The organism is Nonomuraea sp. NPDC050547 (genome assembly GCF_044457345.1).
In the GTDB taxonomy this organism is placed as follows: domain Bacteria; phylum Actinomycetota; class Actinomycetes; order Streptosporangiales; family Streptosporangiaceae; genus Nonomuraea.
Genome location: NZ_JBITGW010000011.1, coordinates 225,605 through 251,787, shown reverse-complemented (window position 1 = coordinate 251,787; position 26,183 = coordinate 225,605). Strand labels below are relative to the sequence as shown.

Below are 26,183 nucleotides of genomic sequence, written 5' to 3'. Positions count from 1 at the left end.
GGAACCGGCGCCCGCCCGGTCCCGGGAGAACGCGCTCAGTCGGTGACGTCCGCGCAGACCACGTGCGCGCCGATCTCCACCATGCGCTGCTCGCTGCGCGCGTCGGCCACGCGGGCCATCAGGATCGGCGCCCCGCTGGCGGCGAACTGCGGCAGCCTGGCCCGAGCGCCCCTGTGGAGGTCGCGCACCACGTCCTCGGCCGCCGACATGTGCACCTTCACGTGCAGCATGATCCCCGTCGCGCCCGACGCGGTGCGGGCCTCGGAGATCCACACGTGGTGCACGAGCGGGTAGTCGGCCAGAAGCTGGGCGATCGCCTGGCGCAGCGCGGGCAGGATGGGGTGGGTGCAGCGCCGGTAGCCGGGATCCACCTGCTGCATCGGCCCGGACAGGTGCGGGCGCGGCGCCGGGATCCACGGCTGGGCGGGCGCCTCCGGCATCATGGCGGTCTTGTGCGCGGGCCGGAACATGTCCGAGCCGCGCGAGACCGTCGCCATCGCACCCGTCGCGTAGGCCGCCGGGGCGGCGGCCGACAGCACCGGTGTGGGTCCCGTCCTGGTGGATCTGAGGAAGCGCTGCAGATCGTCGATCGGTACGGCTGCCGCGGCGGGCCCGGCAGCGTCGATCACGATCTCGCGCACCCCGGTGACCCGCTGGATGTCCAGGATGGTGTCGGCGTCGCACGCCGAGAGGGAATGGCTGCCTCGATGCCGGGCGTAGGTCATCGGGCTGGTGTACCCGAGCAGTACTCGGTCACCTGCCTGTGTCGTGCCGAGCACGACTGATCGGTCTGGCCGCACGGCAACGAGGACTCCACCATCACTGAGGGCGCCGAGCAGGCGATGGGGACTGCCATGCTGGGCGAGCACGTCGGCGAGAGCGGGGTTCCCGATGCTCATATGACGAACCATAGGTAGTTGGCCACGGCTTATCAGGCTAATAGCGAATAAATCTCCCGATCAAGACAAAGATGGCCGCGGGATGGATGAGTTTCCCCGGAGTGGGGTACTCGTCACCCTCGTATCCCCCGTCCCAGCTGCGGTATCAGCGTGCTGTACGTCTCAGATCCCAAGACCCTCGTGAACGCGTTCACAAGCGCGGATACACTCTGAGGGATCCCGAGGGGCCCGCCGCAGTGCCCCTCCACAGCCCGCCGCATGCCCTAAGGATCCACTGTGAACAAGCCCGTCGTCCTGGTCGCCGAGGAGCTGTCCGAAGCAGGCCTCGCCGTGCTCGCCGCGGACTTCGAGGTCCGTCACACCGACGGCGCCGACCGCTCCCAGCTCCTGCCCGCCCTCGCCGATGTGGACGCGATCATCGTGAGGTCCGCCACCCAGGTGGACGCCGAGGCCATCGCCGCGGCGCCTAAGCTGCGCGTGGTCGCCCGCGCCGGTGTCGGCCTCGACAACGTTGACGTCGATGCGGCCACCAAGGCCGGTGTCATGGTCGTCAACGCGCCGACCTCCAACATCACCAGCGCCGCCGAGCAGACGATCGCGCTCATCCTTGCCTCCGCCCGCAACACCGCCCAGGCCCACTCGGCGCTGAAGAACGGCGAGTGGAAGCGGTCCAAGTACACCGGTGTCGAGCTGGACGAGAAGATCGTGGCCATCCTCGGCCTGGGCAAGATCGGCCAGCTCGTGGCCCAGCGCCTGCAGCCGTTCGGCGTCGAGCTGATCGCCTACGACCCCTACCTGCCGCCGGCCCGCGCCGCGCAGATGGGCGTGCGGCTGGTCAGCCTGGAGGAGGCCATCAAGCAGGCCGACTTCATTACCGTGCACCTGCCCAAGTCGAAGGAGACCCTCGGTCTCATCGGCGACAAGGAACTGCACGAGGTCAAGCCGAGCGTACGGATCATCAACGTCGCCCGCGGCGGCATCGTGGACGAGGGCGCGCTCTACTCCGCGATCAAGGAGGGCCGGGTCGCCGGCGCCGGTCTCGACGTGTTCGCGAAGGAGCCCTGCACCGACAGCCCGCTGTTCGAGCTCGACCAGGTCGTCGCCACCCCGCACCTCGGCGCCTCCACGCACGAGGCCCAGGAGAAGGCCGGCACCCAGGTCGCGCGGAGCGTGAAGCTGGCGCTGGCCGGCGAGTTCGTGCCGGACGCGGTCAACGTCCAGGGCGGCGCGGTCGCCGAGGACGTCAAGCCGGGCCTGCCGCTGGCCGAGAAGCTGGGCCGCGTCTTCACCGCGCTCGCCGGCGAGGTCGCCACCAAGCTCGACATCGAGGTGCGCGGCGAGATCGCCTCCCATGACGTGCGCGTGGTCGAGCTGGCGGCGCTCAAGGGCGTCTTCGCCGACGTCATCGAGGAGCAGGTCACCTACGTCAACGCGCCGCTGCTGGCCAAGGACCGCGGCATCCACGTCGAGCTGGTCACCAGCTCCGACAGCCCCGACTGGCGCAACGTCGTCACCGTCCGCGGCGTCCTGGCGGACGGCCGCCAGGTCTCGGTGTCGGGCACGCTCTCCGGCCCCCGCCAGGTCACGAAGATCGTCGAGGTCAACGGCTACGAGATGGAGATCGAGCCGACCGCGCACCTGTCGTTCTTCACCTACACCGACCGCCCCGGCATCGTCGGCGTGGTCGGCCGCCTGCTCGGCGAGCAGGGCATCAACATCGCCTCGATGCAGGTGGCCCGCGACACCAAGGGCGGCAAGGCGCTCATCGCGCTGACCGTCGACTCGGCCATCCCGGCCGACGTCGTGGACCAGATCGTCGCCGAGATCGGCGCCGACAGCGGCCGCTCGGTGGACCTGGAGGACTAAGCCCGTAGCGACAAGCGGCCGTCGTGGAACATTCCACGACGGCCGCATTTCTTGTCTCAGCATGCGAGATGCTAGGACATCCAACGAGATCCCGAGGTACGCTGGCGGCAATGCGCCAGGTTCTCGTACTTATTACCTGCCGCGGCGGAGCCTGCTAGGGCAGGTCGACCATTCGCCGCGGTGTGTGGCGTTGCGTCGGCCGTTAAGACCCTTCTCTCTCACCGGATCCGTGACCCGGATCGGTTGGACCAGGCTCGGTCCGACCCGTGACCGGGGTCCGGCCTCCTTCTCGAAGTACGCCCGCGTTATGAGATGAGTCGCATCATGTACGAGATGTATCCCTGGAACCACGCCGACGAGCACGAGGAAGAGGCGGCCGAAGCCGTCCAGTTCGCCCTGGACCGGCGCGACAACGGCGGCGTCCCCTCCCGCTAGAAGTTCAGGCGGTAGAACGTCGCCATGCCGCCAGGCTAGATCGCTGCGTGGGCCAGCGCGAGGGCTCCCAGCAACGGGGCGTCGTCGCTGAAGCGCGCCTGCCGTACCTCCGGCGCGAACGGTACGGCCCGCCGCACCTCGGCCACCAACCCCGGCATGATCACGTCAGCCGCCCCCATCATCCCGCCGCCCACCACGAGGCGCTCGGGATCGACCATCACGCACAGGTTGGCCACGCTGACCGCCAGCAGCCGCAACGCCTGCGTCACCAGATCCCGCACGACGTCCTCGGAACCGGCCTGGGAATAGTGGGTGAGGAGGTGGGCGGTGGTGACCGGACGGCCGAGCAGGGCTGAGGCGCGTCTGGCCAGGCCGCTGCCCGACACCCGCTCCTCCAGCGGCACATGACCGTCGGCGAACGCCGGTTCACCCGGCTCCACCTGCAGGTAGCCGATCTCGCCCGCCGCGCCGTGCGCCCCCGGCACCACGGCGCCGCCGACGATCAGGGCCGCGGCCAGGCCGGTGCCGAGGTTCAGGTAGATGCCGGTGGACACGCCGCGCAGCGCGCCCCAGCGCAGTTCGGCGGCGGCCGCCGCGTTGACGTCGTTGTCGATGGCCACGGGGATGTCGCCGAACTCCTCGGCCAGCAGCCTGGGCAGTTCCAGGCCGTCCCAGCCGGGGACGTTCGGCGACAGCCGTACCACACCGTCGCGGATCACCCCCGTGGTCGAGAAGCCGACCGCGGCCGGATGCCGGTCGAGGCGGCGGGCGGCGGCGAGCGCCCGCGCGAGCGCGTCGGGACCGGTGTCCAGGCGCTCACGCGCGGAGACCTCGGGCCCGTCGGCGCCGGAGACCCCCACCGCGATCTTCGTGCCGCCGACGTCGATGCCCAGCACCTGGCTCACCTGACAGGACCCTTTCTGGCGAGGGAGTCGATGGCGACGGCCAGTGCGAGCACCGCGGCCGTGACCATGAGGCGGACCGAGGAGTCCACGCTGAGCAGGAACATACCGCTGGTGATCGACTGGATGACCAGCACCCCGAGCAGCGCGGCGTAGGCCCGGCCACGCCCGCCGAACAGCGAGGTGCCGCCGATGACCGCCGCGGCGATCGCCATGAGCAGGACGTCGCTGCCGCCCGACTGCTGGTTGACCGCGGACAGGCGGCTGGCCGCCAGGATCCCGCCGGCCGCGGCGAGCGTCGAGCCCAGCATGAACGCCAGGATCCGGATCCTGGTCACGTTGATGCCCGCGCGCCTGGCCGCCTCGGCGTTGCCGCCGACCGCGTAGACGTGCCGACCGAAGGCGGTGTGCCGCAGCATGAGGTCGAAGCCCACCACCAGCGTGCCGAAGATGACCAGCAGCAACGGCACGCCCCGGTCGGCCGACATGATCAGCACGCCCGCACCGAGCAGCACCGCCAGCCCCGCCGAGCGCGCCCCCAGCCACCACACAGGCGTGACCGGCAGCCCGGCCCGCGACCGGTGGACCCGGTTCAGCAGGCTCACGCCGCCGGAGCCGAGCACCAGCCCCGCCACCACCAGCCACGACAGCCAGCCCGGCAGCCAGGTGTCGCTCAGCTTGGAGATGAAGCCGGTGAACGGCAGGTTGATCGTGCCGCCCTCCCGCAGCAAGTAGAGCAGCAACCCCTGCCAGCCCATCAGCCCGGCCAGCGTGACCACGAACGACGGCATCCGCAGCCGGGTCAGCATCAGCCCGTGCAGCAACCCGATCGCCGCCCCCGCCACCAGGGCGAGCCCGATCGAGGCCAGCGGATGCCAGCCCTGCTTCACGTTGACGATCGTCATGACCGTCGCGCACAGGCCGCTGACCGACCCGGCCGACAGGTCGATCTCGCCCAGCAGCAGCACCATGATGATGCCGAGCGCGATCGTGCCGGTCGCGGCCATCTGCAGGGCCAGCGTGGTGAGGTTCTGCGCCGAGAGGAACCGGTCGTTGAGCGTGCTGAAGATGATCGCGATCGCGACGAGCGCGCCGACGACCGGCCACGCGCCGATGTCGCCGCGCTTCAACACCTTCATGGGGTACGGCGTGCGCAGCGTCGTGTCCGGGTTCATGCTCCCGCTCCTGTGATGGCGGCGACGATCTCCTCCTGGGCGGCGGTGGCCGTACCGAAGACTCCCGCGTTGCGGCCCAGGCGCAGGACGGCCACCCGGTCGCTCACCGCGCGCACGTCGGCCAGGTTGTGTGAGACGACCAGCACCGCGAGCCCGCGCTCGCGCAGCCGTCCGATGAGGGCGAGCACCTGCGCGGTCTGCTCCACGCCGAGCGCGGCGGTCGGCTCGTCCAGGATGACCAGGCGCGGGGAGCCGAGCAGGGCCCGCGCGATGGCCACCGACTGCCGCTGGCCGCCGGAGAGCATCGCGACCGGCACCCGGATGTCGCGGATGCGCACGTCGAGCTGGCCGAGCAGGTCGCGGGTGGCGCGCTCCATCCGGATGTGGCGCAGGAAGCGGTCCTCGGCGCCGAGGAAGAGGTTGCCGACGACGTCGAGGTTCTCGCACAGGGCGAGGTCCTGGTAGACGGTGGCGATGCCGAGGGCCTGGGCGTCGCGCGGGCCGCCGATCCTGACCGGCGCGCCGTCCACGGCGATCGTGCCCGCGTCCGGGACGACCACCCCCGAGATGGTCTTGACCAGGGTCGACTTGCCCGCGCCGTTGTCGCCCATGAGCGCGACCACCTCGCCGGGACGCAGGTCCAGGCTCGCCCCGTCGAGGGCCTGGACCGCGCCGTACCGCTTGGTTATCCCCGATGCGGAGATCATCTACTGGATGCCGTTCTTCTCGCAGGCCGCCTTGACCTCGGCGGTACAGATCTGCTCGACCGTGTAGAACTTGTCCTTCACGATCGTGTCCTTGATCTTGTCGGCGGTGACCGGGATGGGGTCGAGGAGGAAGGCCGGGATGTCGGCGGTGCCGTTGTTGACCTTGGCCGGGGCCTGCGGGGTCTCGCCGTTGGCCAGGGCGACGGCCAGCTCGGCGGACTTCTCCGCCTCAGCCCTGATGTTCAGATAAATGGTCATGTGCTGTTCGCCGGTGAGAATGCGCTGGATGGCGGCGAGTTCGGCGTCCTGGCCGGTGATCGGCGGCAGCGCCGCGTACCCGGCGCGCTTCATCGCCGCGATCGCCCCGCCCGCCATGCCGTCGTTCGCGCTCAGCACACCCACGATCTTGTCGCGGCCCAGCGCCGTGATCGCCTGCTCCATCTGCTGCTGCGCCTTGTCCGGGCTCCAGTCCGGCGTGTCGAACTCCCTGCCCACCTTGACCTTGCCGTCCAGGACGTTCTTGGCGCCCTTCTTGTAGTCGGCCGAGCTCGGGTCGGTGGGGGAGCCGTGGATCATCACGATCTCGCCCTTCGCCGCCGTGCCCTTGGCGTTGAGCGCGTCCAGCAGCGCCTGCCCCTGCATCTCGCCCACCCGCACGTTGTTGAACGACACGTAGTACGCGTAGTCGATCCCCGAGATCAGCCGGTCATAGGCGATGACCGGGATCTGCTTCTGCTTGGCCTGATTGACCAGCGGCGCCACGGCGACGGCGTCCACGGCGTCCAGGACCAGAACGTTCGCGCCCTGGGTGATGGCCGCCTCGACCTGCTGTTGCTGTTTGGCGGCGTCCTGGTCGGCGTTGCTGTAGAGGATCTCGCAGGTCGAGCAGAGCGCTTTGACCTTGGCCTCGAACAGGGGCCGGTCGAAGGCCTCGTATCTGGTCGTCTTGGATTCGGGCAGGAAGAGGGCGATCTTCTTAGCCGTCTGTCCTGTCTGTTCGGCTTGGGATGGTTGGGTGCTCGCCGTCGTACCCGCGCCGCCGCTGCCACATCCCGCCAGCAGCAGCATCGCGGCTGCGACCATCACTCCTCGGTGCATCGCACATCGTTCCTCTCGAGTGCAGCCAGACCCCCGGGTCCACCTACCTTCCAACCAGCCCTTCTCCACCGGCCCGCCTCCTGCGCCGGACCTGCCTTCTCCGCGCCGGACCTGCCCTCCTCCGGCGGGCGCGCTCGTTCTTGCCAGGTCCGTCCTTCTCGTGCCGCGCCGCTCTTGTCGGCTCAGCGCGGCCCCTGGTTCGCTCGGCGTGCTGACCTGTTGGCGTGGCCCGACCTCTTTCGCCGTGCGCTGTCCTTCCTTGCTCGGGCTCCTCCGTGCCTGGGCCGTCCCCGCATGTGGCCTTCTCGTGTCGCGTGGGAGTTGTCCCTTGTCTTGGGTCGCCCCTCGCCCGGGGTGGATCGGGATGGTTGGAAGGTGGTTGGTAAGAAAGGTAATTTACTATCTGGTGCGTTGGCTAGAGTCTGCCGTGAAGGGGAGGTCGCGGTGCGAAGCGAGCTGGGAAACCCGCGGTTGCTGCGGGTCATGAACGAGCGGCGCCTACTGGACCAACTCCACCGGGAGGGCCCCGCGTCCAGAGCCGACCTCGCCAAGGTCACCGGCCTGTCCAAGCCCACCGTCTCCGCCGCCCTCGCAGGACTGGAAGAGGACGGACTGGTCCACCTGGTAGGCGAGGTGTCCGGCCGCCCCGGCCCCGTGACCTCCCTCTACGACGTGAACGCCGCCTCCGCCCACGTCGCAGGCATCGACATCGGCCGCGACTGGATCCGGGTGGCGGTGGCCGATCTCCGGGGTACGTTCGCCGGCCGTACCGACGGCCGGAACACCGCGCGCACATCGGCCGAACTGGCCGAACTCGTCGCCCGCCTGGCCCGCGCGGCCGCCCGCGAAGCCGAACTCGACTGGTCCGCGATCGTCTGCGCCGTCGTAGGCTCCCCAGGCGTCTACGACCAGAACGCCGGCCGCCTGGACTTCGCCCCCAACCTCCCGGGCCCCGACCTGGCCGACCGCCTGCGCGCCGCCCTCAACGTCGACCTGGTCATCGAGAACGACATCAACCTCGCCGCCGTCGGTGAACACGCGTACGGCGAGGGCCAGGGCAAGTCCAACTTCGCCCTGGTCTCCATCGGCACCGGCGTGGGCATGGGCATAGTCGTCAACGGCGAACTGTACGTGGGCGCCAGGGGCGCGGCGGGCGAGGTCTCCTACCTCCCCGCCACCGACGACCTCCCCACCCCCGCCCCCGAGCCCTCCACCCCCACCCCCCCAACGACCAGCCCAAGCCCCAACCCCCCAACGACCGACGCCAGCCTCAACCCCAGCCCCGACACCCGACCCAGCCCCGACACCCGACCCAGCCCCGACACCCGACCCAGCCCCGACACCCGACCCAGCGCCGACACCGACACCCGGCAGAACTCCGAGGCCCGACCCGGCTCCGGCATGCAGTCTGGCCCCGGCACCCGGCCTGGCCCCGGCACCCGGCCTGGCTCCGACGCCTGGGCCGGCTCCGAGGCGCGGCCGGGTTCGGAGGCGCGGCTTGGCCATGACGGCGGACCCAACCCCGACACCCAGCGCACGCCCGACGCCCAGCGCACGCCCGCCCCGGATCTGCTGTCCGGGGTATCGAGTGCCGGATCTGTTGCCGGGGCGTCGGTCCAGGGCGCCAGAGAAGCGTTCCCCGGTGTCGTGCAGGCGGTCGGCGCGGATCAGGGGGATGCGAGCGTGCGGGAGCACGGGGCAACCGAGACCGTGGCCGCGGCTCCGGGAGTGGTGCGGGCGGCGCGGGCCGCCGGGCTGTCCCTGGGAACGGCCAAGGAGATCTTCGCCGCCGCGGAACGGGGCGATCCGGCGGCGCTGTCGGTCGTGGCAGCGGAGGGCCGGCGGATCGGCGGGCTGCTCGTGGCGGTGGCCGCCGTCCTGGACCCGGAGGTGATCGTGCTCTCCGGCGGCGTAGGACACAACCTCGACCTGCTGGGCGACGCCATCCAACGCCGAATCGGCGAACTGGGGCCCCTCCGGCCCACGATCGTGGCCAGCGCTCTGGGTGACAGCGGGGTGTTGCTGGGCGCCGTCGCCCATGCGAGGGGCCGCGCCTGGGACCTGATCTTCTCCACCCGTATGGGCTGAGATCAGCGAGGGTATGGGGGATGCCGCCTGTACGTGCGCTCGTTACGGCGGTCAGCCACCCCCGCTGGACGACCGTCTCCCTGGACAGAGAGGTCCACGTGCGGCGGGTGGGGGTGGGTGGCTTGCCGTAGGAGAAGAACCTGCAGTGACAGAACCCCACGCGACAGAAGCTCGCGTGCGACAGGGCCGCTCGCGGGAGAAACCGCGAAAGGGCCCGCGCGAGGGCCCGCGCGCGGCGTGAGAAAGTCGCGACATTGCCCGCGCGAGAGCCCGCGCGCGGCATGAGAAAGTCGCGACATTGCCCGCGCGACAGAGGCCGTGGTTTCTCCCGCGCGTGAGTGAAGCCACGCACGGGAGAAACCGCGACAGCTCGCCGCGACGGGCCGGCGGGATCAGCGCTATCAGGTGATCAGGAGAAGATCAGGAGAACGGGCGCGTCACAGCGTGGCGGTGGGCATGACGGGCGCGGGGGCTTGGCGGATCTTTTCGAGCTGGTTGGTGAGTTTGACGCCCGCCGGATCCGGACGCACGGCGCCCACGAAGGCGCGGCGGCGCCAGGCGCTCAGCTTTTCCTCCTTGACCACATCACCGGTACGCGGCGAATGCACCATGTGCCCAGGCCGGGAGATCATGCCCACGTGCCCCAGTCCCGAGAAGAAGACCAGGTCGCCGGGCTTCAGGTTCTTCCAACTGATCTTTCTGGAGAACGCCGAGTACTGCTGGGCGGCGGTGCGGGGTAGTTCGATGCCCGCGCTTTCGTAGGCGCGGAGCATGAGGCCGGAGCAGTCGTAGCCGCGTTTGGTGGTGCCGCCCCAGACGTACGGGGTGCCGCGCTTGTCCATGGCGTAGGCCAGGGCCTTCTGCCAGCTGGGCTTGGGCGTCCGCCGCTCCTGGATTTCCTTGAGGCCCTGGCTGGTCAGCGTGACGTCGTAGGGGTCGACGGTGGTGACGGGGGAGGCGGGGGAGGCGGGGGATGCGATGGCGGGGGATGCGAGGGTGGCTGCGGTGACACCGGAGACGGTGATGAGCACAGCGGTCGCGATGATGCGAGACAGGGGAATGTCCTTCCACAAGGCCTACCGGGTTAGCTGTCGGGCTCGGGCCTGGAAGTCGCCCTACGGCGTGGTAAGCGCCGATTCGCCCCAATGGGGGAGGTGGGTCCCCGGCTCCGCACTGCGGTGTGCGGATTAGGCTGGTGGGACTCTAACGAAACAGTCAAAAGCGTGCAAATCGGGCAAAATGGAGTGTCCGGGAAATGAGATGGGTTGCTCGTCAGGCGAGACGACCCGGTAAGGTACCGCCCATGGAGTCGCGTAGCATTCGCCTGGCCGTCATCCCCGGAGACGGCATCGGTACCGAGGTCGTGACCGAGGGCCTCAAGGTTCTCGAGGCGGTCGGTCCCAAGTTCGACATCACCGAGTACGACCTCGGCGCGGACCGCTACGCCAGGACCGGCGAGGTCCTACCCGACTCCGTGCTGCAGGAGCTGCGCGGCTACGACGCGATCCTGCTCGGCGCCGTCGGCGATCCCCGCAAGGTGCCGCCCGGCCTGCTGGAGCGCGACCTGCTCCTGCGCATCCGCTTCGACTTCGACCACTACGTCAACCTGCGCCCGGTCAAGCTGCTGCCCGGCGTCGCGACGCCGCTGGCCGACACACCGGCCGAGAACATCGACATCGTCGTCGTCCGCGAAGGCACCGAGTCGCTCTACGCCGGCACCGGCGGGGCCATGCGCAAGGGCACGCCGTACGAGGTGGCGACGCAGGAGTCCATCAACACCGCCTACGGCGTCGAACGCGTCGTCCGCTACGCCTTCGCCAAGGCGCAGAGCCGCCCGCGCAAGAAACTCACGCTGGTCCACAAGACCAACGTGCTCACCTTCGCCGGTGACCTGTGGCAGCGCACCTTCGACCGCGTGGCCGAGGAGTACCCCGAGGTCGCCACCGACTACGTGCACATCGACGCGGCCACGATGTTCTTCGTCAACCAGCCCGAGCGCTTCGACGTGATCGTCACCGACAACCTGTTCGGCGACATCATCACCGACCTCGGCGCCGCGGTGGCCGGTGGCATCGGCCTCGCGGCCAGCGGCAACATCAACCCCGAAGGCGCCGCGCCGAGCATGTTCGAGCCGGTGCACGGCAGCGCCCCCGACATCGCCGGGCAGAGCAAGGCCGACCCGACCGCCACCATCCTCTCGGTCGCCATGCTCCTGGACCACCTCGGTCTGACCGCCGAGGCCGCCCGCGTCGAGCAGGCCGTCGCCGACGACATCGTTGAGCGCCTCTCGCACGCCGCCGCCCGCACCACCCGGGAAATCGGCGACGACCTCGCCGCCCGAGTATCCGGCGGCGCCTGACGCCTCAGGCCACCGGCCCACGAGCGGCCCGCCGTACCGCAGAACGTGAGATCCCCCACCCTCGGGGTCTGACAAGAAGTCTGCGGAGGTACGGCAGGCAACGCGCGAACCCGCAGCTCGTGAACACCCGGTACCGACCTGACAAGCGGCCCAGGCGCCCCAGCGCACTCGCGGCCGCCTGACCACCCACGCCCGGTGGCTCGCGAGAGCCTCCGGGCGTTTTCGTTGCGCCCTAACGGTCGTCCTTTTAGATGCAGTAAGTTCCCTCTACCCGATCCGGCGCAGAATGGATGCAGGGTAGTCCTCAGAGAAAGAGAAGGATCTCCGTCATGACCACCTCTCAGAAGCTCAGCTTCGACGTGCAGCTATCCGACCACGCTCGCACCGCGGCAGAGCGCGAGGCGGTACTGGCGAGCCCCGGGTTCGGGAAAGCCTTCACCGATCACATGGTCTCGATCGACTACACGGAGGGCACCGGCTGGCACGACGCCCGCCTCACGCCGTATGGACCGCTCACGCTCGACCCCGCGACCTCCGTCTTCCACTACGCGCAGGAACTCTTCGAGGGTCTCAAGGCCTACCGGCACGCGAACGGCTCGATCGTCACCTTCCGCCCCTACGCCAACGCCGCCCGCTTCAACCACTCCTGCGCGCGCATGGCCATGCCGGAACTGCCGGAAGACACCTTCGTGGAGGCGCTCGAACTCCTCGTCCAGGCCGACCGCGACTGGGTCCCCACGACCGAGGGCCACAGCCTCTACCTGCGCCCGTTCATCATCGCCACCCAGGTCGGCCTCGGCGTCAACTACCCGTCCGAGAACTACCGCTTCATGGTCATCGCCTCGCCCGCCGCCTCGTACTTCAGCGGCGGCGTCAAGCCCGTCTCCGTGTGGCTCTCGACCGAGTACACCCGCGCCGCCCCCGGCGGCACCGGCGCCGCCAAGTGCGGCGGCAACTACGCCGGAGCCTTCGTCGCCCAGCGCGAGGCCGTCGCCCAGGGCTGCGACCAGGTCGTCTGGCTCGACTCCCACGAGCACCGCTACGTGGAGGAGATGGGCGGCATGAACCTCTTCTTCGTGTACGGCGATCGCCTCCTCACCCCCGCCCTCACCGGCACGCTCCTGCCCGGCATCACCCGCGAGTCCATCCTCAAGCTCGCCGGCGACCTCGGCCTGAAGGCCGAAGAGGGCCGCCTATCGATCGAGGAGTGGCAGGCCGGCTGCGAGTCGGGCGAACTGACCGAGGTCTTCGCCTGCGGCACCGCCGCCGTGGTGACGCCGGTCGGCTCGGTCAAGGGCGCCGACCGTGCCTGGACCGTGGGCGACGGCACCCCGGGCCCGGTCACGATGCGCATCCGCGACGAACTCGTCGGCATCCAGTACGGCACCCGCCCCGACCCCCACAGCTGGATCCACAAGATCAGCTGACACCCGTGCTGCCCCGCACCCGTGGGGCAGCACCTCTTTCGCCCCGCACCCGCGCACCGGCACCCCCGCGCCCCGCACCCGTGCGCCAGTGCCGGCCGGCATCCGCGTGGAGCGCCGGCCGAAGGAGCCCCCCGCTGGGCAGGCGGTGGCAGGACAGCGTGTTGGTCAGTTCTTGCGGATCAAGGTGAGGCCGTCGGAGATCGGGAGGATGGTCGTGGTCACGCGGGGATCCTGCATCACCATGTCGTTGAACTCGCGGATCGTCACCGTGGTCTCGTCGTTTCTCGACGGGTCGGCCACGTAGCCGGTCCACAGGGTGTTGTCCACCATGATCAGTCCGCCGGGGCGCAGGCGTTCCATGAGCAGTTCGTAGTAGGCGGGGTAGCCGGGCTTGTCGGCGTCGATGAAGGCCAGGTCGACGGAGCGCTGGAGGGTCGGCAGGGTTTCTGTGGCGGGGCCGAGGGTCAGGGTGATGCGGTCGGTGACGCCCGCGTCCTCCCAGTAGCGTTTGGCGATCGCGGTCCACTCCTCGCTCACGTCGTAGCAGTAGAGGTGCCCGCCGGACAGGCCGCGGGCGAGGCAGAGCGACGAGTAGCCGGTGAACGTGCCCACCTCGACCGCCACCGACGGGTCGACGAGCTGGGTGATCATGGTGAGCAGGCGGCCCTGGGAAGCGGAGATCTGCATGCTGGCCTGGTCGCCGGTGGCCGCGCGGGTCTCGATGGCCAGTTGCTCGAGGAGCGGATCGGGGCGGGTGGTGTGTTCGTGGATGTATTGGGCGATCGGCTGGTCGAGCACGAAGTTCTTCATGGCGACATTGTCGATCAGCCGGAGCTCTCGGCCACGTTGAGTTGGGCTGTGTCGAGGGTGAGGTTCCAGGGGGCGGGCATCTCAAGCGGGTTGCCCAGGGCGACATTCACGACAATGGTGTAGCCGTCGGGTGCCGGTCCGCTGTGGAGGCCGGCGGTCGCTTCCATGGGGTCGATGCGGAGGAAGGCCTGGACTCCGGCGATCGCGTATTCCTTGGGTTTGATCGCGTAGTCGTCGTGGACGTCGGCCTTGGCGACGATCTGCTTGAGCAGGCGAGAGACGATCTTGTTGTGCTTCCATGTGGGCACGTCGTTCACCACGATCCGGCCGTGGATGAGCTCGCCCCGGTCATCGGGGAACAACTGGCACGCCGCCCGATACTTCGCTGGGAGTGGCGGGGGCGACGCGACTGCGGGACGCTCCAGAAGCTTGGCCATGGTTCCCTCATCCCCTCCCGAGAGGTGAACGCGATGTGATTGGTGCGCGACCCAAGGTAATGCCCCGGAAAAGAGCTCGCAAGTTTGTTCGAATAACTGGGCAATATGTCGCAAATGATAGGGTCGCCTGCGATGAACAAGAGGCTGGTGGCGGCATGTGTTGCCGCGTGTGTCGTGCTTGCCGTAGTCGCCGTCCTGGCCTTCGCGGAGCCGGGTGGCAAACAGGGCGCCTACCAGCTCACCCGCCAGCCGGACGGCTCGATGGTCCTGGCCAGGCCGGGAGTGACCGCGCCGGTCCTCGATCTGTACGAGGACTTCGACTGCCCCATCTGCAAGCAGCTCCACGCCGCCGTGGACCCCACGCTCCAGCGACTGGCCAAGGCGGGCAGCGTGAAGGTGGTCTTCCATCCGGTGACGATCTTCCGGGACGAGCCGATGCGCTCCAACAGCGTCCGCGCGGCCGCCGCCGCCCGTTGTGTGCCCGCGGCCAACTGGCTGGCCTTCCGCGACCAGCTCTACGCCATCCAACCCGCCCCGCACGGCACTGCCAGCGGGTTCACGCCGGACGAGCTGGTGGGCGCCGCGCGCAAGGCGGGCGCCTCGGTGGACGAGTGCGTGGCCAAGCAGGCCTTCGCCAAGCAGCACCTCAGCCAGAACGACGGCGTCCGCCTCGACGGGACTCCGACGGTGCTGTTCAACGGCCAGATGCTGGGTGACGTCGCCTTCGACCCCAAAGCCCTGGAGAAGCTCATCACGGGCGGCGACGGCATCACCGTCTGAGCTTCGCCGTACAAAGAATGTCCCAGAACGTGAGACCAGCGTGCCAGATGGTGAATCCATGTGGCACACTCGGCATCACCATGTTCTACGGTCTGCTCATTATCGGCAGGCGCGCTGGCTGACAAAGGACACCGCCAGCGCGCAGACCTCTCACGTCCGTGAGGGGTCTTTTTCATTTCCACGGGAGACCCATCAGATGGCCGACGACCGCTTCCACGTGTACGACACCACGCTGCGCGACGGCGCACAGCAAGAAGGCCTCAACCTCACGGTGGCCGACAAGCTGTCGATCGCGCGCCACCTGGACAGCCTGGGCGTCGGTTTCATCGAGGGGGGCTGGCCTGGCGCCAACCCCAAGGACACAGAGTTCTTCAGGCGGGCTCAAACAGAGCTCGACCTGAAGCACGCGCAGCTTGCCGCGTTCGGCGCGACCCGCCGGGCAGGCATGAAGGCAGCCGATGACCCTTTGGTCGCCGCACTGCGCGAATCCGGCGCGCCGGTCGTGACTCTTGTCGCCAAGAGCCACGACCGGCACGTGGAGCTGGCCCTCCGCACCACCCTCAGTGAGAACCTCGCGATGATCCGCGACACCATCTCTCATCTGAAAGCGGAGGGCCAGCGGGTCTTCCTCGACGCCGAGCATTTCTTCGACGGGTACAAGTCGAATCCAGCCTACGCTCTCGAGGTCCTCAGGACCGCGGCCGAGGCGGGGGCCGACGTCGTGGCCCTGTGTGACACCAACGGGGGCATGCTCCCCGACGAGCTAGCCGAGGTGGTGAACGCGGCCGTCCAGACCAGCGCCCGCGTCGGCATCCACTGCCACGACGACACCGGCTGCGCGGTCGCGAACACGCTGGCCGCGGTGAAGGCGGGCGCGACCCACGTGCAGGGCTGCGCCAATGGTTACGGCGAGCGCTCCGGCAACGCGAACCTGTTCACGGTCGTGGCGAACCTCCAGCTCAAGCGGGGCTTCGACCTGGTGCCGCCGGCCGCGCTCCAGGACATGACCCGGATCGCCCACGCGATCACCGAGGTCACCAACGTCACCCCGAACTCGCACGCCCCCTACGTGGGCATGTCCGCCTTCGCGCACAAGGCCGGCCTGCACGCCAGCGCCATCAAGGTGGACCCGAACCTCTACCAGCACATCGACCCCGCCGCCGTCGGCAACGACATGCGCATGCTGGTCTCCGACATGGCCGGACGGGCCAGCGTCGAGCTGAAGGGCCGCGAGCTGGGCTACCAGCTGTCCGCCGAGACGTCCAAGGAACTGGTCGACCGGGTCAAGGAGCTGGAGTCCCAGGGCTACACGTTCGAGGCCGCCGACGCCTCGTTCGAGCTGCTGCTGCGCGACACCCTGCACGGCGAGCGCAGGCGCCACTTCGAGGTCGAGTCCTGGCGCGTGATCGTCGAGCGCACCAAGGGCGGTGAACTGGTCAGCGAGGCCACCGTCAAACTGCACGCCAAGGGTGAGCGCATCGTGGCCACCGGCGAGGGCAACGGCCCCGTCAACGCCCTCGACAAGGCGGTCCGCCTGGGCCTGGAGAAGCTCTACCCCGAGCTGGCCGCGGTCGAGCTGATCGACTTCAAGGTCCGCATACTCGAGGGCACCCACGGCACCGACGCCATCACCCGCGTCCTCATCACCACCAGCGACGCCACGGGCGAGTGGGCCACGGTCGGCGTGGACGAGAACATCATCGACGCCTCCTGGCAGGCCCTTGAGCAGGCCGTCACCTATGGTCTGCTGCGCGCGGGCCGCGAGTTGTAGCAGGCCGTAAAGGGCCGCGTGTTAAGGATTTTTGGGGGTACGGCGCCGCCGTACCCCCAAAGCCGTTATTTGCTGATCCGGACGGCGTCGGCGATCACGAGGCCGACGCCGGAGGTCCAGCGGCTCACCCCGACCACGTTGTAGTCACCGGCGTTGAGCGAGAACGTGCCGAGGCTCCGCCACCCGCCCCCGCCGGAACGCTGGTCGACATAGACCGTCTGGTTGCCGCCGGAGGCGGCCACGATGTACGGGGCCGAGCTGTTGTAGCCGGGCAGCGCCGGGTACCAGACCTCGACCTTGTAGGTGCCCGCGGTGGGAATGTTGGCCTTGTACCAGGCCGGGTCGCTGGCGGCGACGGGCTCGGCGTAGCGGTAGTCGGGCCCGTATCGCTGGGCGGAGTACGTCGAGGTGCCCCAGTTGGCGCTGGAGCTGAACCGGTCGGCGGTCGTGTTGTCCACGATGGTGGACCAGGTGGTGCCGCCGCCTCCGGTGACGTACTGCATGTACTTGTTCCAGTCCCAGTGCCGGCCGGGGTCGGTGTGGGTGGCGCCGGGGACCTCGTTGTGCCCGATGATGCCGGTGCGCGTCTTCGGGATGCCGTACTTGTTGCACAGGTACGCGGTCAGCGCCGCCGAGCTGCGGTACATGGCGTCGGTGAACCACGAGGGGTTGTCGACGAAGCCCTCGTGCTCGATGCCGATGGAACGCGTGTTGTAGCTCCAGTTGCCGGCGTGCCAGGCGACGTCCTTGTCACGGACCATCTGGGTGACCGCGCCGTCGGAGGAGCGGATCACGTAGTGGGCGGAGACGTTGGCGCTCGGGTTCTGGAACCAGGAGATGGTGCCGGCGTACGAGCCCTGCGTGACGTGGATGATCACCCGGTCGATGTTGTAGCTGGACTCGCGGCTGGAGGCGGTGTAGTTGCCGGAGTTCGCGGCGACCCACGCGGCCGGCGGGTAGTCGGGGCTGAGGGCGGCCATCGCGGTGAGGTCCTGGGCCTGTTCGTACGCGCCGCGCTCGGCGGTGACCATCTGGGCGGGAACGCTGATCTGCTCCGCGCCCGCGGTGCCGGTCAGGCCTTTGCCGAGGAAGTCGTAGACGGTGTCGGCGTACAGGCGGGCGGTGGCCGGGTCGGCGGCGTTGCCGTACTTGGCGACGACCGGGTACCACGCGCCGAGCGCCGCGTCGGCGGCCAGCCCGAGCTCGTCGGCGTAGGCGCGCAGCACGGCCGCGCCGCCCTTGATGTTGGCCGCGGCGTCGCGCTTGAGCGCCCGCGTGGACAGGCCGGTGAGTTCGGCGGCCTTCTCCAGGACCTTGGCGGTGGGGTTGCTGACCAGGTGCATGACGCCGTAGCCGCCGCTGGCGCTCGGCGCGCCGGCGTGCCCGTCGAAGTGGGTCTCGGCGTAGGCGATGGTGGCCAGCAGGTCGCGGGGCACCTTGTAGGTCTGCGCGGCCTGGGCGAAGGCGTCGCCGAGCGGGGCGGCCTGCGCGCTCGCGCGGGCGGTCGTGGTGGGCAGGACGAGGGTGAGCATGGCGATCATGCTCGTCACGAGCAGCACTAATCGGGGGGTTCGAGTAGCCCTCATGGCCGCAAGATACGACTATCCCTGACAGATGTCGATAATTGACATCACTCCGGGTTTACTTGAAACTTTCCGTCGCCCTCGTGTTCAGAAGACCACGGACACGCCGTTCACCTTCACCTTGCCGCCCGAGCAGGACACCTTCGGCTCGTCGGTGCCCGGCACCACCACTGTCACCAGCTCCTTGGCCGCCGGCGAGACGACCACGCTGGCCGGCTTCCTCGACAGGTACGTCGGCGAGACCCAGCCCCGCTTGCCGCCCCGCTCCACCTTCTGCCCGCCGACCGGCTTGCACCCCGCCAGCTGCACCAGCGTGACCCGGTACTTCCCGTCACCCAGCACGACCTTGCCGCCCGCGTTGGAGACGACCGTGAGCGACGGGTCGAAGCGCCACAGGTTGCGCACCTTCTTCCCGCCGCCCGCACTGTCGCGCACCGCCATCACGTCCTCGCCGTGATGGACGAACACACTTCTGGTACGCCCGACGCCGTACGCCTTGTCGGCGACCCGGAAAGTCTGGCGGCCGGAGCCGTACGTCGCCTTGGTGAGCTTCGTGGCGGTACGCGGCCGGAACCGCGCGCCCTCGACCATGGGCACGTTGTGCGCCTCGGGAGAGAGGGTCCAGTAGCGGTAGGCGCTCTTCTCGTAGGAGTGGAACCCCGCGTCGACCAGGATGTCGCGCCCGTCGGCGTAATAGGTGACGCCCATGTGGTCCTCGTGCCCGTGGAACTTGGTCCCCGGCCCGAACCGCAGCGAGTAGTACGCCGCCTCCTTGGTCCAGTCGGTCCGCCCGTAGGCGTAACCCGCCCGGTAGACCTTGACCTTCTCCTTGGGCGTGCCGGTCTCCATCTTCGGCTCGGTCTCGGCGCTGCCGTCGCCGATCGGCACCATGTAGCCGCTGGGCTCGGTGGAGTGGGCGACGAACGACTTCAGCGCCTCGGTCCGCTTGGCGATCTCGCCGGGCACCTTGCGGTCGCAGTCGCGCATGTTGGTCATGGCGACCTGGAGCCGGCCGTACACGTAGACGGCGTAGCGCGGCGCCTGCTCCATGAGCGCGCCCTGGGAGTCCACGTCGAGCTTGACCGTGCCGGTCAGCCGCTTGATCGCCAGCGACGCCCAGTCGCGCCGTCCCAGCCGGCAGCCGATCGCCATGAGCGCGATGTCCTGGTCGATGCCGTGGTTGTGCCCCTTCTTGTACAGCCGGGCGTCCGACAGCAGCTTCGCGTGCTCCTTCAGGCTGCCGGTGAGCCAGCCGTCCTTGACGTGCATGCTCAGGCAGACGAGCGCCTGCGTGCGCAGCGACGTGGGGTGGTCCTTCCAGACGTAGGGCTTGGTACGGCTCGCCCCGCGCTTGTTGCTCGCCACCCAGTCCTTGGTGATCTCCTTGGCGCGCTCCAGGTACCGTGCCTCACCGGTGTTCTCGTAACCGACCACGAGCGTGCCGACCCAGCGCAGCGAGTGGAAGACGAACTCCCACGACCTGTTCCGGTACGGGCTCGCGCCCCAGTTGATCTTCTTGCCCAGCTTGTACGCCGGCTGCCCGACCAGCGAGATCTCCCCGTTCATCACGTCTTCGGCGGTGGGCGTACCCGGGATCCAGTCGCCCTGGCACTGCGCGGTGCGCTTCACCTTGTCGGCGGCCTGCGCGGGAGCCCCGAGCCCGGTGGTGGCGAGCATGAGGGCAAGAGGGATCGCGAGGCGGCGCACGCCGGTGTCCTTCCGAGGGTGTCTTCACGGGAGCGAGACATGCTCTCGAACCGGCGATCAAGAGGTCAAGCCGGGTGCGCGATCGTTAGCCGCTCGATGCCATGCTGTCTTCGTGAACTACGCAGACATCCTGATCCCGGACACCGCCGCCTGCCGTCTCGCGCTTGAGGTCGCGACCGAGTTCCACACGCCTTCGCTGCTCAACCACTCCGTCCGCGCCTATTTGTTCGCCGCGGCCTACGGCCAGGAGAACGCCGTCCCCTTCGACGCCGAACTGCTCTACGTCTCGGCGATGCTGCACGATCTGGGGCTGACGAAGGAGTTCGACAGCCACACGGTCGCCTTCGAGGCGGCGGGAGGACACGTGGCCTGGGTGTTCGGCGCCGGCGCCGGCTGGCCGGCCGAGCGCAGGAAGCGGGCGGCCGAGGTGATCGTGCGCCACATGTGGGCCGAGGTGGACGTGAACGACGACCCGGAAGGCCACCTCCTGGAGCTCTCCACCGCCATGGACATCTCCGGCCGCCAGACCGACGAGATCCCCGAGCCGGTCAAGCAGGAGGTCCTGCGGCTCTACCCGCGCCTGGACCTCGTCAAGGAGTTCACCGCCCGCATGACCGAGCAGGGGACCCGCAAGCCGGACAGCGTCGCCGGGGGCTTCGTCCGCGCCGGGTTCGGGGGCAGGCTCGCCGCCAACCCCCTGAATTTCCTCGACGCGTGATTTAGGTTTGTCCTGTGATCGATAAAACTGTGTCCCATTCGCCGAGAATCTGGAACTACTGGCTCGGGGGCAAGGACAACTACGAGATCGATCGTGAGATCGGCGACCAGTTCGCGCGCGTGTTCCCGGAGATCGTGCCGATCGCCCAGGAGTCGCGGGGCTTCCTGACCCGTGCCGTGACGTTCCTGGCGGGCGAGGCCGGGATCCGGCAGTTCCTGGACATCGGCACCGGCCTGCCCACGGTCAACAACACGCACGAGGTCGCCCAGCGCGTGGCCCCGGAGGCCCGCGTCGTCTACGTGGACAACGACCCGATCGTCCTGGCCCATGCCCGCGCGCTGCTCGTCGGCAGCGAGGAAGGGCTCACCCAGTACATCGAGGCCGACCTGCGCGAGCCCGCGGCGATCCTGGCCGGGGCGAGCGAGACCACGCTCGACCTGTCGCGCCCGGTGGCGCTGATGCTCCTCAACATCCTCGGCCACCTGCCCGACTACGACCAGGCCAAGGCCATCGTGGGCACGCTGGTCGACGCGCTGCCCTCGGGCAGCTACGTGGCGATCGCCGACGGCACCAACGTCATCAAGGGTCCCGAGTTCGAGGCGGCCATCGCCATCTGGAACCAGAGCGGCTCCGTCCCGTACCACCTGCGCCATCCGGACCAGATCGCCGGCTTCTTCGAGGGCCTGGAACTGCTGGAGCCCGGCGTCGTCTCCTGCCCCGGCTGGCGTCCGGGCGGCACGCCGGGTCCGGCCGTGGACGAGTTCTGCGGACTGGCCCGCAAGCCCTAGAAGAGAGCGGAGCCCCGCCCGCATAGGCTGGGCCCATGGCTGTCGTGAAGATCAACGCTCTGACCGTTCCCGCCGAGATGCGCGAGGACCTGGAGAAGAGGTTCGCCAACCGCGCCGGGATGGTCGACTCGGCCGACGGGTTCGAATGGTTCGAGCTGCTGCGGCCGCTCGAGGGGACCGACCAGTACCTCGTGTACACGCGCTGGCGCAGCGAGGAGGACTTCGTGGCCTGGCAGCAGGGCCCCGCCTTCCAACGTGGCCACGCCCAGGCAGCGGAAGCCGCCAAGGCCCAGGGCCAGGGTCATGGCCACGGCCAGGGCGGCCCCGCGGCGTCGGGCTCACAAGTCTGGTCATTCGAGGTAATCCAAAGCGCCGGCCCCAAGAACTAACCACCCGCGCCCGAACACCCAAGCCAGGAACCACCCACCCACCAACCCAGCCGGGGAGGCTGCCTCTCCGGCCCCCTTGGGCCCGCGGCCGAGGCGGCGGGCGGCGGCGCGTGGTTGTGCGGGTTGCCGGAGCACCGAGAAAGCGGGAGACGCGGTGAGCCCGCCACGGCCCCGAGACGCCGGGACGGCGAAGAAGGGCGGGCTCGCCGGAGCGGCGAGGCGGCGGGTGGCTGCGCGGTTTCCCGAGACGCCGGGACGGCGAAAGGGGGCGGGTGGCTGCGCAGGTCGCCGGGGCGCGGAGAAGACGGAACGGTGAGAGGCGGCGGGTGGTTGTGGGGGGTTTCCGGGCGCCGAGACGGCGGGGTGTGTCGCGGTGGTGGGCGGCGCCGGGGGGCGGTGGCCGGGGTGGGGCATGGGAACCGGTTCACGTGGGCCGTTGCGGTGGGAACCACGTCCGACGTGAGAAGCGACCCCCACGATCGGCCTGAGCGTACGACGGCGGGTGGCGGTAGGGAGGCTTGCCGTAACAGAAAAAGAAACGGAAGAATCTCAAGAGGAAGGCGTAGTCCCGACCGGATTCGAACCGGCGCTACCGCCTTGAGAGGGCGGCGTCCTGGGCCACTAGACGACGGGACCTTCGTGAACTTGTGACAGTGGTAGTCCCGACCGGATTCGAACCGGCGCTACCGCCTTGAGAGGGCGGCGTCCTGGGCCACTAGACGACGGGACCCTGACCACAAGTGATTTCGCCGGTCTCCCCGGCGACGCAGGTAACTCTACCGCACCCCGAGGAGCACTCCAAACCGCTTAAGAGCCCATGAGATCGGGCCGGTACCGCCGGATCCAGGCCCCCATCGGCCCCCGCTCCCACAGCGGATCGAGCTCTCCCAGCGGGATGGCGACCTCGGGCCGCCCGGTCGCCGGATCGACGGGAACGGCGGCCAGCCGGGCACGCATCCACCCCGGCAGTCGCTCAGGTGTACGCCGGGTTCCCCAGCCGATGAGGCCGGTGGCCCGCAACGGCTGGGCGCGCACCCGAAGTCCCCCCACCCGCCCGATACGGCGCGGATCGGCGCTGCGCGTCTCCACCGCGCCCACCCGGGTGATGTCGGCCCACAGCAGGCGTACGAAGAAGCCACGCGCGTCGTTCAGCTCCACGCCCGCCTCGGAGAACCGCACGACGGTCCCCGAGACCAGCCTGCGGTGTTTCACCACGAGAACCCCCGCCGGCGCCAAGGTGGCGAGCAGCCCCAGCAGCACGCCACCGGCGGTGGACCCGGTGAGGATGGCGCCCAGCAGCAGGCAGACGAGGAAGAAGAGCAGCAGCGGTCCGGCGAAGGCCAGCACGAAGCGGGGGAAGGAACCCGGGCGAATGCGAAACTCTTCCATAAGCAGAAAACGGATGCCCCGATGAGAGGACATCCGTCAAAGCTGGGGTACCAGGACTCGAACCTAGACTAACTGAACCAGAATCAGTCGTGCTGCCAATTACACCATACCCCACCGAAACGAACCCCTTCGGAGCTCGCCTTGGCGACGTCCGAAAGAATAGCCCAGCTTGGCGGTCACCACCAAAACGATTGCCGAACCGGGCGTCGGCGGCACCCGGCAGCCTCCGTGACATGCCAAGCTGAAGGAGGACAAAACCACCGCACGAGGAGCTCGAACGTTGGCAGAGAACCCGTTCTTTTCACCCAGCAGCCTGCCCTATCAGCTGCCTGACTTCGGGGCTATCCGGGAGGAGCACTACCTCCCCGCGTTCGAGCGCGGCATGAGCGAGCACCTGGCCGAGGTCGCGGCGATCGCGAACAGCGAAGAGGCGCCCACGTTCGACAACACGATCGCGGCGCTGGAGCGCTCCGGCCGTGTCCTCGGCCGCACGGGCATGGTCTTCTTCAGCATCGTCTCCTCCGATTCCACCGACGGCATCATGGCCATCGAGAAGGAGATCTCGCCGAAGCTGACCAAGCACAACGACGAGATCCGGCTCGACCGCGCGCTGTGGGCGCGCATCAAGCAGGTCAACACCTCCGACCCGGAGGAGTCGTGGCTGCTGGAGAAGTACCGCGAGGACTTCATCAGGGCCGGTGCCGACCTGTCCGAGGGCGACCAGGAGCGGCTCAAGCGGCTCAACGAGGAGCTCTCCACCCTGTCCACCGACTTCTCGCAGAACCTGCTCAGGGCGAGCAAGGAGTCGGCGCTGGTCGTCGAGGACGCCGTCGAGCTGGACGGCTTCGACGAGGTGCGGCTGAAGGCGCTGGAGAAGGACGGCAAGTACGTCCTGCCGCTGCTCAACTTCACCAACCAGCCCGGCCTGGCGCAGCTGACGAACCGGGAGACCCGCCGCAAGCTGTACACGCTGTCGGTGGAGCGGGCGCCGGCGAACCTGGACCTGGCCGTCCGGATGGCCACCCTGCGCGCCGAGCGCGCGAAGCTGCTCGGCTTCCCGAGCCACGCCTCCTACAGCGTCGCCGACCAGACGGCCAAGACGGCCGAGGCGGTCGAGGAGATGCTCGGCCAGCTCGTCGGCCCCGCCGTACGCAATGCGAAGAAGGAAGCGGAGGCGCTGGCCGAGCAGGCCGGGTTCGCGATCGAGCCGTGGGACTGGTCGTTCTACACCGAGAAGGTGCGCGAGGCGAAGTACGACTTCGACGCCGACGCGATGCGGCCCTACTTCGAGCTCGACCGGGTCTTCCGCGACGGCATCTTCCACGCGGCCGGCCGCCTGTACGGGCTGCGCTTCACCGAGCGGACCGACCTGAAGGGCTACCACGAGGACGTCTCGGTCTGGGAGGTCGGCAACGAGGACGGCTCGCAGCTCGGCCTGTTCCTGCTCGACCCGTACGCCCGCCCGACCAAGCGCGGCGGCGCGTGGATGAACAACCTGGTCGACCAGTCCTACCTGTTCGGCGAGCTGCCCGTCGTCATGAACAACCTGAACGTCACCAAGCCGGCCGACGGGCCGACGCTGCTGACGTTCGACGAGGTCAACACGGCCTTCCACGAGTTCGGGCACGCGCTGCACGGCTTGTTCTCCGCGGTGCGCTACCCGAGGGTGTCGGGCACCAACGTGCCGCGCGACTTCGTGGAGTACCCGTCGCAGGTCAACGAGATGTGGGCGACCTGGCCGGAGATCCTCGCCAACTACGCCAAGCACCACGAGACGGGCGAGCCGATGCCCGCCGAGCTCGTGGAGAAGATGCAGGCGACGGAGAAGTTCAACCAGGGCTTCCAGACCGTGGAGTACCTGGCCGCGACGCTGCTCGACTGGGCCTGGCACAAGCTGGCCGCGGGCGAGACGGTCGAGGACGCGCGGGTGTTCGAGGCCGCGGCCCTGGAATCGGCGGGGATCGCCTTCCCGCAGGTGCTCCCGCGCTACCGCACCAACTACTTCGCGCACATCTTCTCCGGTGGCTACAGCGCCGGCTACTACTCCTACATCTGGAGCGAGGTGCTCGACGCCGAGAGCGTGGAGTGGTTCAAGGAGAACGGCGGCCTGAAGCGCGAGAACGGCGACCACTTCCGCCGCGAGCTGCTGTCGAAGGGCGGCAGCCTCGACGCGCTGACCGCCTTCCGCAACTTCCGCGGCCGCGAGCCCAGCATCCGCCCGCTGCTCGAACGTCGCGGATTGGTGTAGAAAGTCCCTTCTGAGGGGGTACGGCGGGGCCTGCCGTACCTCCTCACTCTTTTTCCGCCCCCAGTTCGTTCCTGAGCCACTCCCGCTCGGCGGCGCCCGTGGCCCGCGCGACCAGGAGCATCCCTCGCCGGTAGGGATCGGTCTCGTCCTCGGCGCGCACCGGCCGCTCGCCGTCGTAGAAGAAGCTGGCCGGGGTCTCCAGGAAGTCGAGCCTGCGCCGCAGCACCCGCGCCCGCTCCGCCGCGTCCGGCAGCGCCGACAGGAACGTCAGCAGCGCGAAGAACCGCGTCTGGTCGCTGATCTCGATGTCGGTGGGCTCGCGCAGCCGGCGCAGCAGTTCTTCCCTGCCCTTGTCCGTCAGCGTCAGCACGAGCCGCCGCGCCGCCGCCGTGCCCTGCTCCTCGTGCCGTTCGACCAGGCCCTTGGCCTCCAGTCTGGCGATGGCCGGGTAGAGCGCGCCGTCGCTGACCGGGCGCAGGTGGCCGCTGAGCGCGTTGAGCCTGGCCTTGAGCTCGTAGCCGTGCATCGGCCGCTCGTCGAGGAACCCCAGGATCGTCAGGGTCAGGTCACCGCCGCTTGCCATGGGCGCATCGTATCGCTATACATC

The 26,183-nt window shown here is 69.1% G+C and carries 22 protein-coding genes, 3 tRNA genes and 1 riboswitch; of the genes, 10 read left to right on the top strand and 15 right to left on the bottom strand.

What is annotated here, in order from left to right; translation table 11 throughout:
- Positions 1–35: 35 nt before the first annotated feature.
- Entirely contained in the window at positions 36–899 is an 864-nt protein-coding gene (locus ACIBHY_RS27785; protein ID WP_397245024.1) for a hypothetical protein, read from the bottom strand.
- 276 nt (positions 900–1,175) lie between these two features.
- On the opposite strand from ACIBHY_RS27785, the gene serA reads away from it, so the two are divergent.
- Positions 1,176–2,765, top strand: coding sequence for a phosphoglycerate dehydrogenase (serA, locus tag ACIBHY_RS27780; RefSeq protein WP_397245022.1), 1,590 nt, complete (start codon positions 1,176–1,178; stop codon positions 2,763–2,765).
- 470 nt (positions 2,766–3,235) lie between these two features.
- Here serA and ACIBHY_RS27775 read toward each other — a convergent pair whose 3' ends face one another.
- Genes ACIBHY_RS27775 through ACIBHY_RS27760 form a run of 4 tightly spaced genes read right to left on the bottom strand, consistent with a single transcriptional unit; the run spans position 3,236 to position 7,067 of the window.
- Positions 3,236–4,105 carry an ROK family protein gene (locus ACIBHY_RS27775; protein WP_397245020.1) on the bottom strand — a complete coding sequence of 290 codons (870 nt, stop codon included), beginning with the start codon at positions 4,103–4,105 and terminating at the stop codon, positions 3,236–3,238.
- Positions 4,102–5,277: a sugar ABC transporter permease gene (locus ACIBHY_RS27770; RefSeq protein WP_397308113.1), complete on the bottom strand. Its 1,176-nt coding sequence runs from the start codon at positions 5,275–5,277 to the stop codon at positions 4,102–4,104. The genes ACIBHY_RS27775 and ACIBHY_RS27770 overlap by 4 nt, the downstream gene beginning before the upstream one ends.
- The gene (locus ACIBHY_RS27765; protein ID WP_397245015.1) at positions 5,274–5,984 is read right to left on the bottom strand and encodes an ATP-binding cassette domain-containing protein; all 711 of its coding nucleotides are present in this window, start codon (positions 5,982–5,984) and stop codon (positions 5,274–5,276) included. Before ACIBHY_RS27765 ends, ACIBHY_RS27770 begins: the two co-directional genes overlap by 4 nt.
- Positions 5,985–7,067 (bottom strand): sugar ABC transporter substrate-binding protein, encoded by a 1,083-nt coding sequence (locus ACIBHY_RS27760; protein WP_397308112.1) that lies wholly within the window; start codon positions 7,065–7,067, stop codon positions 5,985–5,987.
- 459 nt (positions 7,068–7,526) lie between these two features.
- On the opposite strand from ACIBHY_RS27760, the gene ACIBHY_RS27755 reads away from it, so the two are divergent.
- Positions 7,527–9,170 carry an ROK family protein gene (locus ACIBHY_RS27755; RefSeq protein ID WP_397308111.1) on the top strand — a complete coding sequence of 548 codons (1,644 nt, stop codon included), beginning with the start codon at positions 7,527–7,529 and terminating at the stop codon, positions 9,168–9,170.
- Between the two features lie 437 nt (positions 9,171–9,607).
- On the opposite strand, the gene ACIBHY_RS27750 is transcribed toward ACIBHY_RS27755, so the two are convergent.
- Positions 9,608–10,201 carry a C40 family peptidase gene (locus ACIBHY_RS27750; protein ID WP_397308110.1) on the bottom strand — a complete coding sequence of 198 codons (594 nt, stop codon included), beginning with the start codon at positions 10,199–10,201 and terminating at the stop codon, positions 9,608–9,610.
- A 27-nt stretch (positions 10,202–10,228) separates the two neighbouring features.
- Positions 10,229–10,374: riboswitch (cyclic di-AMP (ydaO/yuaA leader) on the bottom strand.
- Positions 10,375–10,473: 99 nt separating this feature from the next.
- Between ACIBHY_RS27750 and ACIBHY_RS27745 the strand changes: the two genes are divergently transcribed.
- Together ACIBHY_RS27745 and ACIBHY_RS27740 are read left to right on the top strand one after the other, a co-directional pair.
- Positions 10,474–11,529: a 3-isopropylmalate dehydrogenase gene (locus ACIBHY_RS27745; protein WP_397308109.1), complete on the top strand. Its 1,056-nt coding sequence runs from the start codon at positions 10,474–10,476 to the stop codon at positions 11,527–11,529.
- Between the two features lie 329 nt (positions 11,530–11,858).
- Entirely contained in the window at positions 11,859–12,956 is a 1,098-nt protein-coding gene (locus tag ACIBHY_RS27740; RefSeq protein WP_397245005.1) for a branched-chain amino acid aminotransferase, read from the top strand.
- 165 nt (positions 12,957–13,121) lie between these two features.
- Here the strand turns inward: ACIBHY_RS27740 and ACIBHY_RS27735 are convergent, their stop codons facing one another.
- Together ACIBHY_RS27735 and ACIBHY_RS27730 are read right to left on the bottom strand one after the other, a co-directional pair.
- Positions 13,122–13,766: an O-methyltransferase gene (locus ACIBHY_RS27735; protein WP_397245004.1), complete on the bottom strand. Its 645-nt coding sequence runs from the start codon at positions 13,764–13,766 to the stop codon at positions 13,122–13,124.
- 14 nt (positions 13,767–13,780) lie between these two features.
- Positions 13,781–14,203, bottom strand: coding sequence for a hypothetical protein (locus tag ACIBHY_RS27730; protein ID WP_397308108.1), 423 nt, complete (start codon positions 14,201–14,203; stop codon positions 13,781–13,783).
- Positions 14,204–14,335: 132 nt separating this feature from the next.
- Between ACIBHY_RS27730 and ACIBHY_RS27725 the strand changes: the two genes are divergently transcribed.
- Together ACIBHY_RS27725 and cimA are read left to right on the top strand one after the other, a co-directional pair.
- The gene (locus ACIBHY_RS27725) at positions 14,336–14,983 is read left to right on the top strand and encodes a DsbA family protein (RefSeq protein ID WP_397245000.1); all 648 of its coding nucleotides are present in this window, start codon (positions 14,336–14,338) and stop codon (positions 14,981–14,983) included.
- A 196-nt stretch (positions 14,984–15,179) separates the two neighbouring features.
- Positions 15,180–16,754, top strand: coding sequence for a citramalate synthase (gene cimA / locus ACIBHY_RS27720; RefSeq protein ID WP_379612510.1), 1,575 nt, complete (start codon positions 15,180–15,182; stop codon positions 16,752–16,754).
- A 65-nt stretch (positions 16,755–16,819) separates the two neighbouring features.
- Here cimA and ACIBHY_RS27715 read toward each other — a convergent pair whose 3' ends face one another.
- Positions 16,820–18,340, bottom strand: coding sequence for an N-acetylmuramoyl-L-alanine amidase (locus ACIBHY_RS27715; protein WP_397244998.1), 1,521 nt, complete (start codon positions 18,338–18,340; stop codon positions 16,820–16,822).
- A gap of 84 nt (positions 18,341–18,424) precedes the next feature.
- Positions 18,425–20,044 (bottom strand): heparinase II/III family protein, encoded by a 1,620-nt coding sequence (locus tag ACIBHY_RS27710; RefSeq protein WP_397244996.1) that lies wholly within the window; start codon positions 20,042–20,044, stop codon positions 18,425–18,427.
- Between the two features lie 112 nt (positions 20,045–20,156).
- On the opposite strand from ACIBHY_RS27710, the gene ACIBHY_RS27705 reads away from it, so the two are divergent.
- The 3 genes from ACIBHY_RS27705 to ACIBHY_RS27695 are packed head-to-tail and all read left to right on the top strand — an operon-like array spanning position 20,157 to position 21,939.
- Complete coding sequence (locus ACIBHY_RS27705) at positions 20,157–20,762, top strand: HD domain-containing protein (RefSeq protein ID WP_397308107.1); 606 nt, start codon at positions 20,157–20,159, stop codon at positions 20,760–20,762.
- A 14-nt stretch (positions 20,763–20,776) separates the two neighbouring features.
- Positions 20,777–21,550 carry an SAM-dependent methyltransferase gene (locus tag ACIBHY_RS27700; RefSeq protein ID WP_397244992.1) on the top strand — a complete coding sequence of 258 codons (774 nt, stop codon included), beginning with the start codon at positions 20,777–20,779 and terminating at the stop codon, positions 21,548–21,550.
- 35 nt (positions 21,551–21,585) lie between these two features.
- Positions 21,586–21,939, top strand: coding sequence for an antibiotic biosynthesis monooxygenase family protein (locus ACIBHY_RS27695; RefSeq protein WP_397244990.1), 354 nt, complete (start codon positions 21,586–21,588; stop codon positions 21,937–21,939).
- Positions 21,940–22,502: 563 nt separating this feature from the next.
- Here the strand turns inward: ACIBHY_RS27695 and ACIBHY_RS27690 are convergent.
- The 4 genes from ACIBHY_RS27690 to ACIBHY_RS27675 form a co-directional block, all read right to left on the bottom strand.
- Positions 22,503–22,575 (bottom strand) — tRNA-Glu (locus tag ACIBHY_RS27690).
- A gap of 18 nt (positions 22,576–22,593) precedes the next feature.
- Positions 22,594–22,669, bottom strand: a tRNA-Glu gene (locus tag ACIBHY_RS27685).
- A gap of 77 nt (positions 22,670–22,746) precedes the next feature.
- Positions 22,747–23,328, bottom strand: a complete 582-nt coding sequence (locus ACIBHY_RS27680; RefSeq protein WP_397308106.1) for a hypothetical protein — start codon at positions 23,326–23,328, stop codon at positions 22,747–22,749.
- Positions 23,329–23,370: 42 nt separating this feature from the next.
- Positions 23,371–23,442 (bottom strand) — tRNA-Gln (locus tag ACIBHY_RS27675).
- Between the two features lie 166 nt (positions 23,443–23,608).
- Between ACIBHY_RS27675 and ACIBHY_RS27670 the strand changes: the two genes are divergently transcribed.
- Positions 23,609–25,576, top strand: coding sequence for a M3 family metallopeptidase (locus ACIBHY_RS27670; protein ID WP_397308105.1), 1,968 nt, complete (start codon positions 23,609–23,611; stop codon positions 25,574–25,576).
- A 43-nt stretch (positions 25,577–25,619) separates the two neighbouring features.
- On the opposite strand, the gene ACIBHY_RS27665 is transcribed toward ACIBHY_RS27670, so the two are convergent.
- On the bottom strand, positions 25,620–26,159 hold the full coding sequence (locus ACIBHY_RS27665) for a PadR family transcriptional regulator (RefSeq protein ID WP_397244984.1): 540 nt from the start codon (positions 26,157–26,159) through the stop codon (positions 25,620–25,622).
- Between the last annotated feature and the right edge of the window lie 24 nt (positions 26,160–26,183).